The organism is Paenibacillus xylaniclasticus, assembly GCF_004001065.1.
In the GTDB taxonomy this organism is placed as follows: Bacteria; Bacillota; Bacilli; order Paenibacillales; family Paenibacillaceae; genus Paenibacillus_T; species Paenibacillus_T xylaniclasticus.
Map to the genome: position 1 here is coordinate 327988 of NZ_BIML01000004.1, position 13259 is coordinate 341246.

Here is a 13259-nt window from a genome sequence, read left to right on the forward strand (position 1 = left end):
GTGAACATGCCGATCGGTCATCGCCCTGGCGGCTTCGGAGGTCGTCCTGGCGGCCCGGTTGCAAAACCGAAAAATATGGTTGGTTCACTTAGAAGGCTGTGGCAATTCATCGGTCATGAGCGAGGTAAGCTATCGGTCATTTTTTTGCTCGTTATCGTCTCAGCCGGAATTGGTCTGGCTGCGCCGTACTGGATCGGACGGGCTGTCGATGCGATGGAAGGGGGCAACACTCATGTTGACTTTGAACTGCTGCGAATGGTTCTTATCGCATTAGCAGCTGCTTATGTGACTGATGCATGCATCGGCTTCATTCAAGGCCGAGCAATGGCAGGTATTGCACAGCGAATTGTTCTTCGGCTTCGTCGGACGTTGTACCGGAAGCTTCAGAAGCTGCCTGTTGCGTATTTTGACAGCCGTCGTCATGGAGATGTAATGAGCCGGTTGTCGAACGATATTGATAATGTTAGCAATACGATTTCGCAATCGACGATACAGCTGATGGCGGGAGTACTCAGCATCGTTGGTGCGCTCGTCATGATGCTGATACTAAGTCCAACGCTTACACTGGCTAGCTTGATAACGGTTCCACTTGTCTTTGGTCTGACAAGAATGATCGCCCGCCGCACGCGGGAGCTGTTCAAGGCGCAGCAGACACAGCTTGGTGCGCTTAATGGGCATATTGAAGAGACAATTACTGGTGTGCAGATCGTACAAGCGTTTAATCAAGAGCAGCGTGCAATTTCTGAATTTAATGAGATTAATTATAAACTATGTGAAACGAGCACGAAGGCGCAAATTTGGTCAGGGCTGCTTATGCCGCTTCTTAGTGTAATAAGTAATATCGGTTTTGCATCCGTTGCAATCGTCGGTGGTATTCTTGGCGTCAAAGGGCATGTATCGGTAGGTGTGATAGCGAGCTTCATGACGTATTCCAGACAATTTGTCCGTCCATTGAACGATATCGCGGCGACATTCAACGTGCTGCAATCGGGTCTGGCTGGTGCGGAACGGGTGTTCGAAGCGCTTGATGAACAAGAAGAGCAGGAGGATGCGCCTCATTCGGTAGAGATGAAGTCGCCCGCAGGCCGAGTGGAATTCCAGAACGTTACGTTCGGGTATAAGCCTGAGGAGCCAATTCTAAACCAAATCAGCTTCGTAGCAGAGGCCGGTACTTCGACGGCGATTATAGGATCGACCGGCGCGGGCAAAACAACAATTATTCAATTGCTAACCCGGTTTTATGAACCGACGGGCGGGAAAGTGACGATCGACGGACGAGAGCTGACGGAGTATACGCGTGACAGCCTTCGCCGCAGCTTTGGCGTTGTGCTGCAGGATACGTACTTGTTCTCGGGGACAATCCGCGATAACTTAAAGTATGGCAATCCGGAAGCGACCGATGAGGAGATGATTGAAGCGGCCAAGCTGGCCAACGCTGACGCATTCATTCAGCGGCTGCCTGCACGATATGATACCGCGTTGGCTGAGAATGGCAGCAGCTTAAGTCAAGGTCAGCGGCAGTTACTCGCAATCGCAAGAGTAATGCTGGCGAAGCCGTCAATGCTTATTCTGGACGAAGCAACCAGCAGCATTGACACGCGAACGGAGCTTCACATTCAGGAAGCGTTGGCGAAGCTGATGAAGGGCCGAACTAGCTTTATCATTGCGCATCGACTTAATACGATTCGCGACGCAGATTGCATTATGGTCATCGACAAGGGAACAATTGTGGAGCGCGGCAGCCATGATGAGCTGATGGAGGCGAAAGGCGCATATTACCGGATGATGAGCAGCATGCCTGTGAAAGGTGAGGCATCCGCTGAACTGGCGAACGGGTGAAAGCAGTGAGCATGGGTGCCGTCGAGGGCCGTAACGACACGAAAGTGTGTCGTAAGGGAGGACAGCGAAGCCGTCGAGGGCTGTAACGACACGAAAGGGTGTCGTACGGGAGAGTCGGCGAAGCCGGTAGGGGCCGTAACGACACGAAAGCGTGTCGTAAGGGAGAGCCAGCGAAGCCGTCGAGGGCCGTAACGACACGAAAGCGTGTCGTAAGGGAGAGCCAGCGGAGCCCGCCGGGTCGTAACGACACAATAAAGTGTCGTAAACGAAAGCCAGCGGAGCCCGCAAAACCAGTTAGTGAAACGGATTGCGAACCGCCGCTTATCTCTACTCACCTTAGGACGGCATCGGTGTCGGCGTCGGTGCGGCGTAGCCAGTTTTATAGGAGTCGTCAATGGAAATGCGAATTTCCTTCACTGATTTTCCTTCTTTAAGCATTAAGGCGGTTTGGAAAGCCGTCTCTATGCATACGTCGCATTTGGTGCCGTGATCATCCCACACGACGGAGCCGTCATCATGAATCTCGTGAATAAAACAATCCAAATTGCTCCTATGACCGGCGCTGCCGCCGCAGCCGCAATAGCAAGGAATCGATTCTAGCGTACTGCGTAAAGTAGCCGCCGTTTGATAGGCCAAACTTACTTCATCCGGAAGCCCGCTTAGAAACGAAGGGAGTACGTCAAGCGATTCGGTCGTTTCCTGCAGGTCACCATTAACGGCATATTGAATATGACCGTGTTCATGCTCTTTTGCTTCATGGTCATGACCAGCACTTCGGTCCGATAACGATTGGGAATCGGTACCGCATCCCGTCAGAAGAATGGTGCCCACGCATAGTGTGCCGGTTATTGCTGCGGCAAGCATTGCTCGGTGAAATCGTTCTCTATATATAAATGCCTGCATGTGAATCCTCTCTTTCGAGTCAGATTATTTCATAGCCAATAATGGCTCTACCTTGCTAATCCATTTGCCCTCAACATCGGCAAGAAGCGTGGACCATCCGAACAATTCTGCCTGCTGTAAATTCGTTGTTGAATCGTCTACGAATAGTATGGGGGCTTCTATTCCGATTGATTGCTCTGCGATTCGGTAAATGGCTTCATTCGGCTTAAAGCATCCGGACTGGCTTGAGATGGTAACGGTACGAAACAGTTCAATATAATCCTCCAGTTTGGGCAGCAGCCATTCATGCCGGTGGTTGCTTAACAGATGGAGATCCGCAATCCGGCTCCATTTATGGAGGTACGTGAGTGCGGGGAGAGGGACGAGACAATCCATCAGCAGAGCTTGTCCGGCTTCAGGCGATATAGAAGGGCAATAGAATGCGATCCAGCTCCAAAATTGTTCCTCCGTCAGTACACCTGACCATAGATCATCCCGAATTTCAGATTTATAGCGTGCTCGAACTACCGCATAATCCACACCGCTTCTTGTCACTGCCTCGGTCCAAAAAGCGGGCGTCAAGTTCGAAAGCAGCACGCCGCCAACATCGAGCACGAGCTGCGGACGCAGGGCAGGCGATACGGTACTTGATAGATTTGTCATTTGTATTCACTGATCCTTTCCGGCATTCATCATACCACGATCAAGGCGAACAAAGAAGACGATACGCTGCTCATTGTGTTTAGACGGACAGTGCCTATATAATCTAAGAGGATAGAAGTAAGCGCTAGTACATAGCTTTTAGGAGGAGAAATGATGACGAACGCCACGAACCGGATGCTCGTATTTACGGGCTCGTATGCCGATACGACAGGAAGCGGCCTATATGTGTATCAATTTGATGAAGAGAAAGAGCAACTGACGCTGCTTCACGAATACGGCGGCCTTAAGAACCCGACGTTTTTGAACGTTGACCTGCAGAATAACCGGCTGTATGCGATCACGGAAGGCGTGTCGGAAAGTGGGGCCAAGACCGGCGATGCAGCAGCATATGACATCGATCCGGTATCAGGAGCGTTGACGATGCTGAACCGCGGCCAGACTGTTGATTCGACGACGTGCCATATTGCGCGCGATAAGGACAGTAAGCATATTATTGTAACCAGCTATCACGGCGGTATGGTTGGTCTAGTGGGATTGACGGAGGATGGACAAATTGGTGAGCGTCTTGATTCCAAGCAGCACGATGGCAAGGGGACTCATCCAGAGCGTCAGGACCGACCGCACCCGCATTCGTCAACTTTCAGTCCAGACGGACGGTTCGTATATGTGCAGGATCTAGGTCTCGATGTAATTGTACAATATGCGATCGACAACGATAAGCTAGTACGGATCGGCGAGACGGTGCTGCATCCTGGAGCAGGTCCGCGTCATATGACATTCCACCCGAACGCGCCGTATACGTTCGTCATTAATGAAGTCGATTCGACGGTGACTGTATTTAAACACGATGCACAGTCCGGCTCGCTGACCGCAGTGCAGACGATCTCGACTCTTCCACCTGAAGGGTTCGACGGCGAAAATACTTGTGCGGAAATTACTGTCTCCCGCGACGGCCGATTCGTATATGGCTCTAACCGAGGACATGACAGCATCGTTGTCTATTCGTTTGATGAGGCAGCAGGGACTCTTGCTGTCCTGCAAATCGTGTCCGTTGAAGGCCGTCATCCGCGCCACTTTGCATTGACGCCGAGCGGCAATCATTTACTTGCGGCGAATAAGGACAGTAACAATATTACTGTATTCCGAGTGAATCGTGACACCGGCGCAATCGCGTATACGGGCAGCAGTGCTGCCTTATCGATGCCGGTATGCGTGCTGCCGTGTTACTATTAAAAGAAAAGAAGCTGAGCTGCGACAACCGTCGCGGCTCAGCTTCTATTATTTCACTCGCTTGAAGCCCTCTTCCTTCAAATACTCAACGGCTTCAGCCATCGTCTCAAAGGCGGAGTCGAGCGCGTCTAGTGCCCATACGTACCATAAATCTGCGTCATCCTCATATCGAAGCACTAACGTATTGCCCTGCTTATCTTGCCACAGCTGCTGCTGTTGAACATCGGCTGTTCCTTGAGTTAGAGCAGCTTCTTCAGCATTTCCGCTTGCGGCGGGAGCGGGCTTTGAAGGATCCGGTACGCTCAGTGAACTAATCGAGCGCTCCAGCAAAGATCGCAGCTCGGCTTCATCTAAATCGCGGATGTTCACCAGTCCTTTGGCATCCTTACGTTCGTCATCAAGCAGCCCGGCATATACATAACCGTTACCGTTCGGATGAAGATGGTAAACGACATTTTTCCTCTCGTGCAAGCTTTCTTCATATTGAAAATTGATGCGGCCAAGCGATACGTCCTTGCGCTGCAGCTGCGGGAACGATTGAATGATGGATAGCTTCTGTTCGAAAGTTAGCATAGTTCCTCCCGGTCGTTGAACCGTTATTGAATTGCCTGTCATTATAGCACAGGTGAAGCGGTTCGTCCAAGATATGGAGCCATAGCTCGTCATGAGAAAGTCACGCCAGCGTTAGTGAATAGGTCACCAGAATGACGTTGATGCTATCTGTTTTGAAGCTATAATAAAAACCGACCCCCTTCCTCCCCTCCCTATAGAGTTATAAGTGTTGTCCCAACGGCCTGTGGATCGTCATGAAGACGGTCTACGGGCTGTTTTCTTTATCTATGAACTTCGGCTAGCGGTTCGCTAACGTAGTTACGGTTCGCTGCCAAATATGCTAGGATGAGGATGGTGCTATCTATTATTGCATTCGACAATCGGAGATAGGATGGTCATATGCTGTACTATATGTTTGCACTTCTTACAGCTTCGCTTGTCGTCATCGTACATGATCCACGCAAGGAAGCGAACCGGTGGGCCTCATTATTTCTTCTGTTCGCCGCTTCTGGCGGGAGTTCAGAGCTGCTTACGCAGCATGGATATGATGGGTGGGCAGCTGCGGTCATGTTTATTAATCAGACCTTAACGCCTTATGGACTACTTGTCTTTATGCTCGTCTATACAAACAGAATGAAAGAGCTCCGGACAAGAACACAGTGGCTGGTCAAAATCGTGCTGCTGCTGCCTGTCGTCATCATGGCTGCGGTTACACCATTCACGCCGAAACCGTCATTTGACTACACCTTCATGCTCATATGGACCGGCCCTTATTATGCAAGCGCAATCTGGCTGCTCCTATCTGCTTACCGGAAGGAGACGGACCGTGAACGTAAACGTTCGTTGTTCTTAACCTCGTTAATTATGGTGCCGACACTGGTCGCGGTTATTTTGTTTATTGTAATCGCGCGGAGCATCTACCCGGAATTTGATTTTTTCAAATATATGGCTGGCTTTTTAACCTATTCAATCGCTGTGGCACTGCCGGGCGTATTCGTATATGGGGTGCTCGGTGTGAAGCTGAAGTTCGAGCGGGATTCGATGGAGACGGCGATGTCGGCTATGGGCTCCGGCGCCTCGCTGCTGCAGCATACTGTTAAAAATGAAATCGGTAAAATAGCAATAAGCGCTGACATATTGAAGCACGTGATCGAACAATATGGCCTGCCCGCTGAAGCGGCGGAGCAGCTTCGTATTATAGAGAACGCCTCGGATCAAATGATGGCGATGGCGCAGCGGATGAGAGAGCGGATGAGCATCATTACTTTCTCGCCTCAGCCTTGCCGTCTTGACCGGCTGCTGGATACTTTGCTGGACACCTATAGAAAGCGATGCATGGAACAACAGATCTGCATCGAGACCGATTATGCCATCCGTCCCATTATTCGCTGCGATGCTGTCCATGCTCGAGAAGCCATAGGTAACCTGCTTGCGAACGCCATGGAAGCGATGCCGGGAGGAGGGCAACTGAAGGTGTCGGTACATAGTCGAAGGAGAGGCGTCGTCCTCGCTGTGCAGGACTCGGGAGCGGGCATAGCTCCAGCGCAGCTGTCGCGTGTGTTAGAGCCTTTCTACAGTACGAAACAGCGGGTCGGCAATTACGGGTTAGGTTTATCGTATGTCTACCTGGTCATGCAAAGAAGCGGAGGGTCGGTAAATATGATGAGCCGGCCTGGAGTCGGGACGACGGTTCAGCTTTGGTTTCCGCGTTCGACTGTCATACGAATGAACGAGCACAGAGAGGTGACTTGCGATGCTTGATGATACACAAGGAGCACATATTATTCGGATATTAATCGTGGAGGATGATGCCGATTGGATTCGTTCGATTACGACGCTGCTGCACCAGCAGCCGGATTTACTTGTCGTTGGCGCTGCAACGAATGCTGAGGAAGCGATTAAGCTTTCCGCCTCTATCGAATATGATATTGTGCTGATGGACGTTCTTCTAAGCGAAGGTAGCGAGAATGGCATCTATACGGCTCTGGAGCTCCGTTCGATTCGTCCGCAATCACGGGTAATTATGCTGACGTCACAGAACGATGAGCGGACGATGACCGATGCCTTCACGGCTGGCGCAAGCTATTATCTTGATAAGACGCGGTTCCGCGAGCTGGCTTCTACGATTCGTTCCGTCTATTATCATCCGGAAGCAATGGATGCTCTGCTTAAGGAGCTGAGCCGACTGAAGCGTGAGGAGCAGCTGCAAGGTCTGACCGCCGCCGAACGTGAAGTGTTCGAGCTAATGGAGCAGGGCCATACCCATGCCCAGATTGAGAAGAAGCTGTTCAAGGCGGAAAGCACGCTGAAAAACCAGATCAACAAAATGCTCAAAAAGCTCGGCGTACGGAGCAGCAAGGAAGCGATCGAGAAGGTGCGCCGTAATGGACTTCGATAGAACCCGTCACGGAACAACAATAATGACCTGACCCAGAGCCTATACACGATGAGGCTCTTTTGTTTTCTACTTAGGTGGGCGATTAGCGGGCAAGTACTACAGTTTTTAGTACCGTGCTGTTTTACCGTACTATGAAAGTCCCAACTGCAGCATTCGCATGAATCAGATTACAATACAGACAGGAAGAGGGAGATGACGATGGTAAGACAGGACAAAATGCAGGAGCAGCAGCTGCCGTACCGGATTTTGCTCGTAGATGGAGAGTGCGCACTATGCCATGGAATGACGAGGTTTACGGTGCAACGAGATCGGAGGGGACAGTTTCGGATCGCTGCTCTTCAATCGGTAATCGGTAGGAAGCTGCTGGCGGATGCGGGGCTGTCTGACCGGCATCGTTCATCCATGGTACTGCTGGAGCAAGGTCAGGTCTATGTGAAATCGAGCGCAGCGCTCCGCGTGCTTCGCAGACTAGACGGTCTATGGCCGCTGCTTTATGCATTTATCATCGTTCCTCGGCCGATTCGAGACCTCGGCTACGATCTAATCGCCCGCTTCCGCTATAAGCTGTTCGGAAAATCTGACATCTGTATGCTGTCATCGTCAGTCGGTTCGGATCGGCTGCTGCACGGTGGCGAGCAGGTAGGGAGTGTTCGAGATGCAAATGAAACGGACGATAAGAGACGGTTCAGCGATTAATCTAGTTCACTACAAGCCGAAGCCGATCTATGTGGAGACGTTCATTCAAACCGACATGGACTCGTTATGGCATCATACTCAATCGCCCAAGCTGCACCAGCAGTGGGATTTGCGGTTCAGTGAAATTCATTATTTACCGAGAAATAGTGACGATCTGCCGCAATTGCTTCATTATAAGACCCGCATTGGCTTTGGTCTTCACATTGAAGGAACAGGAGAGACGATCGCTAGCCGTCCCTCGCGCAGCGGAGCCAGAACGTCTGCATTAATCTTCAGGTCAGAGCAGCCAATATCACTTATCCGCAGCGGCAGTGGCTATTGGCAGTATACGCCGGAGCAGGCCGGTATCCGGTTTGCAACGGAATATGACTATACTACACGGTTTGGCCAGCTTGGCAGGTGGTTTGACCGGTATGTATTCCGACCGATGTTCGGCTATGCGACGGCATTGAGCTTCGATCTGCTGCGGTTATGGCTGGAGAAGGGTTTGCGTCCGGCAGCGATTATACGGACAACAGCAGTTCATTATGTCAGCATTGCCATGATAACGATGGTGTGGATATGGATGGGCCTCGTACCGAAGCTGCTTGTGCCGAACGGAGGCGATCTGAAGCTGATGGAATCGCTCGGGTTGTTCGCTGGGGCTGAAGAGGAGACTTTAACGCTGCTAGGCTTTATAGAGGTGATCTTCGGTGTAGCTGCTATCGGGTTTCACCGTGTTAAATATAATTGGCTGCTGCAGATCGGAATGCTGACTATACTGACGGTGGCTGGCCTCGCAGCAGACCCGTCGCTGCTAGCTGCACCATTCAATCCGCTTCTAGTTAGCATTCCGATGTTTGGCTTAATCGCAGCAGTCTGGCTGACGATGGATGTTGTACCTAGTGCAAGCAGATGCATCCGAGTACGAAACCAGATTACGCCCGATGAACAACAGGAAGGGAGTAAGTAGTTATGGCATCGATTTATGAGCAAGCGCTAGGGGAGTCTTACCACCGATTGCATCCTCGTATTCGTGAGCGATTCGGCTTCTCAAGCCGTGATAAGATCGCATCGATCGGCACTGGCATCATGAATCGGGTATGGCATAACCGAATCGTTTCGCTTGCGCTGCGATTAGGTATGACACGGCATATTATGTTTCCCAACAGCGGTCGAGATATACCGTTTACGATTGAAAATTACGCTTTCGTCGATCGTTACGGTCGTGAAACGGTTAGCTGGATACGTAAATTTAAATTTAAGCGGGCCATCCGCCATTTTGATGCGACGATGATCTATAGCAGCGAGCGCCAAGGAATCGTTGATTATCTTGGCAACAAGCAGCATTTGGCCGTAGACCTGCACATTTCGGCAGCGCCGAACGGGGGCATTCGAATCGTATCAGGCGAGCAAAGGTTTTATGAAGGACCGTTCGGCTTCCGGATTCCGCGGCTCTTGACCGGTACGGCTGAAGTAATCGAATGGTTCGATGACGCAATAAACCGTTATCGTATCTCGGTCCGCGTCCTTAATCCGATTATTGGAACCGTGTTCCGGTATGAAGGTACGTTCGAAGCACGTATGGTTGATGCTTCTGCAGCGGATATTCCGATTGATGTAAAGCCGCTGCGAGAAGAAGCAAGAGAATAGCCGCCGGATAAGAGAGACAGACGAATTATTTTATGGATTGAGCGATCCTGTTTTATCCATTATGCTTAAGACTTAGTCGAATGCGTTAATGGTATGATAGGGAGGAGCTCGGCATGATGGTATGGATGATTATACTCTTGATCGTTGCAGTCGCAGCGTATGTGCTCTTGATTGTCCCGACACGTTGGCTTCGGATCGAGCATGTTCGATACCCGGAAGCGAAGCTTGGCATTCGAATTCTTCAGATCAGTGATATCCATGTGGAGAGAACGAGAATTACGCCTAATAAGCTAAAGCAAGTCATCGATACGCTTCGTCCTGATTACATCTGTGTAACGGGCGATTTTACAGAAAAATTGGCCTACATCCCGAAAGTGAAACGGTTCGCCGAGGCGCTCGCATCGTCCGGCATTCCGGTCTACGCCGTATTGGGCAATCACGATTATCGACTGAAACATAATCTGCCAAAGCTGGTGAACCTCCTAACCTCGTCCGGTATTAGAGTACTGGTTAACGAATCAGTACTCGTGGAAGGGCGATTTCGGTTCGTCGGCATCGACGATTACTGCACAAGAAGAAGCAGAATCGGCGCCGCATTCCAGGAGGTAGAACCCAATATGCCGACCGTCATTTTGACGCATGATCCGAATGTCGCTCTCGTAATTCGCTTGCCTTTCACGTATTTAATGGCGGGTCATCTGCACGGGATGCAGTTCAACATTCCGCCGCTGTTCCGGTTCGTTAACAAGGGCGGGCTCGTCGGAGCAGGTATTACGAAGGGTCTGCATCACACCCGATATGGGGCGTTCTATATTTCCAAAGGAATCGGGCAATCCGGCATTAACGCGCGGTTTCTTGTTCGCTCTGAGGTGACGCTGCATGAGCTGTGAGCTCCGTCGTTTCAGCTAATTCGGCAATACGCTCCTTTAGATCGGGTGCATCATACAATCCGCCGTGATAACATACAACACGTTCAATATCGTAGTTTGCCAAAACCTGGAGTGATTGGACCGCTTGTCCGTAGTCGACGGCAAGCTCGGGTGCTGGCAGCTTTAGCTTGCCGTCTGAAACGACGAGCGCGTCTCCAGCAATAAGCGTCTTCGATGAGAGATGATATAGGCTAATATGTCCAGGGGTATGCCCAGGCGTATCGATTACGACAATGCCGCCACCATACGGCAGCTTGTCCCCGCCTCGGATGATGCGGTGTACTTCAGTACGCGGAGGAGATTCGAGCAGTGCTTTGAACGCACGGCGCCATTGCTCTGGTACCTTGGGCGGGAACATATGATCAATTCCTGCAAGGAGCTCGTCAGTTATTTTGATCAGACGCCGCTCTCCTTGAATGTAAGGCTTCTCCAGCTCGTGCGCGAGCACGTTGACCGAACGTCCAAGATGGCGAAGCAGGCCAGGCATGCCTCCGATGTGGTCGATATCTTGGTGAGTGAGAATAACGGTTGACAGAAGCGTCTCTTCCACGTTTGCATTTGCAAACCCTTTGATTAGATCTTCAAGCCGCCCGGGATATCCTGCATCGACCAGTACGGCTTCCTTAGCATTCGATAGCAGCACCGGGAATACGTTATCCGGCTTGCCCATAGCCATTGCCGTCACCGGCACCAATTCCAATCCACTCGCAATCTTCACGTACTCATTCCTCCTTAAGTACTTATTAGTTCACCTGCAGCTGCATTGTGCAATTGCGAATCTAATCTTACTAAGTCAGAAACCATTCGTCAACAAACAAATATTTTATTATATCACATAAAATTATTTTTGTCAATAGTTATTTTGGTTCAATTGATTAACCTTGAAAACGGTTTATTTGTTCGGTTCATCTTGGACACAGCCTTGCAAAAATATGATATCGTTAGCTTATCTCCTCGTATTACTAACGAAATTACACTCATAATTGGAGGCTGCTATGATGACACATTTGACTCGACTGCCGCGTACGACGCCAGAAGAAGCCGGCATTCCGAGCCGCGCAATTGAAGCTTTTATTGACCAGCTCGCTCAAGATCAGTTTGAAGCTCATGGATTTATGATCGTACGCCATGGCCGTGTAGCTGCAGAAGGCTGGTGGAAGCCATACTCGCCGGAGCTGCCCCATTTGGTGTTCTCGATAACCAAATCGTTTACGTCGACAGCCGTTGGTTTTGCGGTTCAGGAGGGGCTCTTGAGCCTAGAGGATCGCGTCGCTTCATTCTTCCCGGACGAGCTGCCGTCAAGTCCGTCTGATCGGCTGCTTGCGATGACCGTACAGCATTTGCTCGCAATGGCAACCGGTCATGATGGAGATCCGACGGAGCAGGCAGTCATGACTGGCGGAGATTGGGTGCGCGCATTCCTCGAAGCGCGGATTCCGTATGAGCCGGGTACTCATTTTGTATATAACAGCGGAGCATCCCATATCCTTGGCTTAATTGTTGAACGTGTATCAGGCGTTGGTCTGCAGACGTTCTTGTCCTCGCGGCTGCTTCAGCCACTGGGCATTCATCCAGCGGATTGGATGACGCTCCAGGGCGGGCACGAGGCTGGCGGCTTCGGGTTATGTCTGAAGCTCGAGGATGTAGCGAAGCTGGGCATACTATATGAACAGAAGGGAATATGGAATGGGGAACGTCTGTTAGAGGAGAAGTGGATTGATGCTTCTGCGGCACTGCAGGTGAGCAACGGAGATGATCCAAATTCCGACTGGTCGCAAGGCTACGGCTACCAGCTGTGGCGCTGCCGCTATGGAGCGTACCGGTTCGCAGGCTTGTTCGCTCAGAAGTGTGTCATCATTCCTTCGCACCATGCAGTTATTGCGGTCAATTCGGCGGATTGGAATGAGCAAGCGCTGCTCAATGCGATATGGACACATTTGCTGCCGGCAATGAGTGAACAGCCGCTGCCAGTGGATGAGTCTGCTAACGCTAAGCTGAATAGGCGGCTATTGACGCTGGATACGATTGCAGCAGATGATCGGCCTGTACCTGTACAATCTGTCCTGCTCAATAGGAAATATCGGCTTGAACCCAATAAAGCAGAAATATTGGAAATGACCATACACGAGACCAACAATGGTATTACTGCCGTTCTGCAAGGAGCAGGCGGTGAGAAAATGCTCCACTTTGGAATTGACCGCTGGACATATGCCGGTGAAGGTCTAAAAAGTACAGCTGCTAGAGCTCAGTGGCTGTCAGCAGATGAGCTGCGTCTCGTACTATACGAGGTATGGACGCCATTCAAGCTGACGATTACAATTCGTACTGCAGCTGAAGGGGCTGAGCTTCATATCGTTCGCAATGTGTCATGGGAAGTAATAGGATGGCCGGACTGGAATGAAACAGTACGCTGTGTCGGTTAAGCTGTTACAACGTAT

Annotated in this window: 13 protein-coding genes; 9 read left to right on the forward strand and 4 right to left on the reverse strand. The window is 50.8% G+C overall.

Annotation, left to right across the window (positions count from 1 at the left end; all coding sequences use genetic code 11):
* Window positions 1–6: 6 nt before the first annotated feature.
* Complete coding sequence (locus PXY01_RS06980) at window positions 7–1839, forward strand: ABC transporter ATP-binding protein (RefSeq protein WP_373864282.1); 1833 nt, start codon at window positions 7–9, stop codon at window positions 1837–1839.
* Between the two features lie 336 nt (window positions 1840–2175).
* Here the strand turns inward: PXY01_RS06980 and PXY01_RS06985 are convergent, their stop codons facing one another.
* Together PXY01_RS06985 and PXY01_RS06990 are read right to left on the reverse strand one after the other, a co-directional pair.
* Window positions 2176–2742, reverse strand: coding sequence for a PCYCGC motif-containing (lipo)protein (locus PXY01_RS06985; RefSeq protein WP_246027818.1), 567 nt, complete (start codon window positions 2740–2742; stop codon window positions 2176–2178).
* Window positions 2743–2766: 24 nt separating this feature from the next.
* Complete coding sequence (locus tag PXY01_RS06990) at window positions 2767–3384, reverse strand: HAD-IA family hydrolase (RefSeq protein ID WP_127568660.1); 618 nt, start codon at window positions 3382–3384, stop codon at window positions 2767–2769.
* A gap of 153 nt (window positions 3385–3537) precedes the next feature.
* On the opposite strand from PXY01_RS06990, the gene PXY01_RS06995 reads away from it, so the two are divergent.
* Entirely contained in the window at window positions 3538–4617 is a 1080-nt protein-coding gene (locus PXY01_RS06995; protein WP_127568843.1) for a lactonase family protein, read from the forward strand.
* Between the two features lie 45 nt (window positions 4618–4662).
* Here the strand turns inward: PXY01_RS06995 and PXY01_RS07000 are convergent, their stop codons facing one another.
* Window positions 4663–5187 (reverse strand): hypothetical protein, encoded by a 525-nt coding sequence (locus PXY01_RS07000; RefSeq protein WP_127568662.1) that lies wholly within the window; start codon window positions 5185–5187, stop codon window positions 4663–4665.
* Window positions 5188–5565: 378 nt separating this feature from the next.
* Here PXY01_RS07000 and PXY01_RS07005 point away from each other — a divergent pair, with 378 nt between their 5' ends.
* The 6 genes from PXY01_RS07005 to PXY01_RS07030 all read left to right on the forward strand — a co-directional run bounded on the left by PXY01_RS07005 (window position 5566) and on the right by PXY01_RS07030 (window position 10782).
* Window positions 5566–6927: a sensor histidine kinase gene (locus PXY01_RS07005; RefSeq protein WP_127568664.1), complete on the forward strand. Its 1362-nt coding sequence runs from the start codon at window positions 5566–5568 to the stop codon at window positions 6925–6927.
* Window positions 6920–7564 (forward strand): response regulator, encoded by a 645-nt coding sequence (locus PXY01_RS07010; RefSeq protein ID WP_127568666.1) that lies wholly within the window; start codon window positions 6920–6922, stop codon window positions 7562–7564. Before PXY01_RS07005 ends, PXY01_RS07010 begins: the two co-directional genes overlap by 8 nt.
* A 192-nt stretch (window positions 7565–7756) precedes the next feature.
* The gene (locus PXY01_RS07015) at window positions 7757–8260 is read left to right on the forward strand and encodes a thiol-disulfide oxidoreductase DCC family protein (RefSeq protein WP_127568668.1); all 504 of its coding nucleotides are present in this window, start codon (window positions 7757–7759) and stop codon (window positions 8258–8260) included.
* The gene (locus tag PXY01_RS07020; protein ID WP_246027819.1) at window positions 8220–9212 is read left to right on the forward strand and encodes a DoxX-like family protein; all 993 of its coding nucleotides are present in this window, start codon (window positions 8220–8222) and stop codon (window positions 9210–9212) included. The genes PXY01_RS07015 and PXY01_RS07020 overlap by 41 nt, the downstream gene beginning before the upstream one ends.
* 2 nt (window positions 9213–9214) lie before the next feature.
* Window positions 9215–9892: a DUF4166 domain-containing protein gene (locus tag PXY01_RS07025; RefSeq protein ID WP_127568670.1), complete on the forward strand. Its 678-nt coding sequence runs from the start codon at window positions 9215–9217 to the stop codon at window positions 9890–9892.
* Between the two features lie 113 nt (window positions 9893–10005).
* Entirely contained in the window at window positions 10006–10782 is a 777-nt protein-coding gene (locus tag PXY01_RS07030; protein WP_246027820.1) for a metallophosphoesterase, read from the forward strand.
* Here PXY01_RS07030 and PXY01_RS07035 read toward each other — a convergent pair.
* The gene (locus tag PXY01_RS07035) at window positions 10733–11539 is read right to left on the reverse strand and encodes an MBL fold metallo-hydrolase (protein WP_127568672.1); all 807 of its coding nucleotides are present in this window, start codon (window positions 11537–11539) and stop codon (window positions 10733–10735) included. The two genes, PXY01_RS07030 and PXY01_RS07035, sit on opposite strands and share 50 nt — an antisense overlap.
* 277 nt (window positions 11540–11816) lie before the next feature.
* Between PXY01_RS07035 and PXY01_RS07040 the strand changes: the two genes are divergently transcribed.
* Complete coding sequence (locus PXY01_RS07040) at window positions 11817–13244, forward strand: serine hydrolase domain-containing protein (RefSeq protein WP_127568674.1); 1428 nt, start codon at window positions 11817–11819, stop codon at window positions 13242–13244.
* Window positions 13245–13259 lie beyond the last annotated feature (15 nt).

Coding starts and splice junctions, on each gene's coding strand:
- PXY01_RS06980 (WP_373864282.1), top strand. CDS start 7: ATGCCGATCGGTCATCGCCCTGGCGGCTTCGGAGGTCGTCCTGGCGGC.
- PXY01_RS06985 (WP_246027818.1), bottom strand. CDS start 2,742: ATGCAGGCATTTATATATAGAGAACGATTTCACCGAGCAATGCTTGCC.
- PXY01_RS06990 (WP_127568660.1), bottom strand. CDS start 3,384: ATGACAAATCTATCAAGTACCGTATCGCCTGCCCTGCGTCCGCAGCTC.
- PXY01_RS06995 (WP_127568843.1), top strand. CDS start 3,538: ATGACGAACGCCACGAACCGGATGCTCGTATTTACGGGCTCGTATGCC.
- PXY01_RS07000 (WP_127568662.1), bottom strand. CDS start 5,187: ATGCTAACTTTCGAACAGAAGCTATCCATCATTCAATCGTTCCCGCAG.
- PXY01_RS07005 (WP_127568664.1), top strand. CDS start 5,566: ATGCTGTACTATATGTTTGCACTTCTTACAGCTTCGCTTGTCGTCATC.
- PXY01_RS07010 (WP_127568666.1), top strand. CDS start 6,920: ATGCTTGATGATACACAAGGAGCACATATTATTCGGATATTAATCGTG.
- PXY01_RS07015 (WP_127568668.1), top strand. CDS start 7,757: ATGACGATGGTAAGACAGGACAAAATGCAGGAGCAGCAGCTGCCGTAC.
- PXY01_RS07020 (WP_246027819.1), top strand. CDS start 8,220: ATGCAAATGAAACGGACGATAAGAGACGGTTCAGCGATTAATCTAGTT.
- PXY01_RS07025 (WP_127568670.1), top strand. CDS start 9,215: ATGGCATCGATTTATGAGCAAGCGCTAGGGGAGTCTTACCACCGATTG.
- PXY01_RS07030 (WP_246027820.1), top strand. CDS start 10,006: ATGATGGTATGGATGATTATACTCTTGATCGTTGCAGTCGCAGCGTAT.
- PXY01_RS07040 (WP_127568674.1), top strand. CDS start 11,817: ATGATGACACATTTGACTCGACTGCCGCGTACGACGCCAGAAGAAGCC.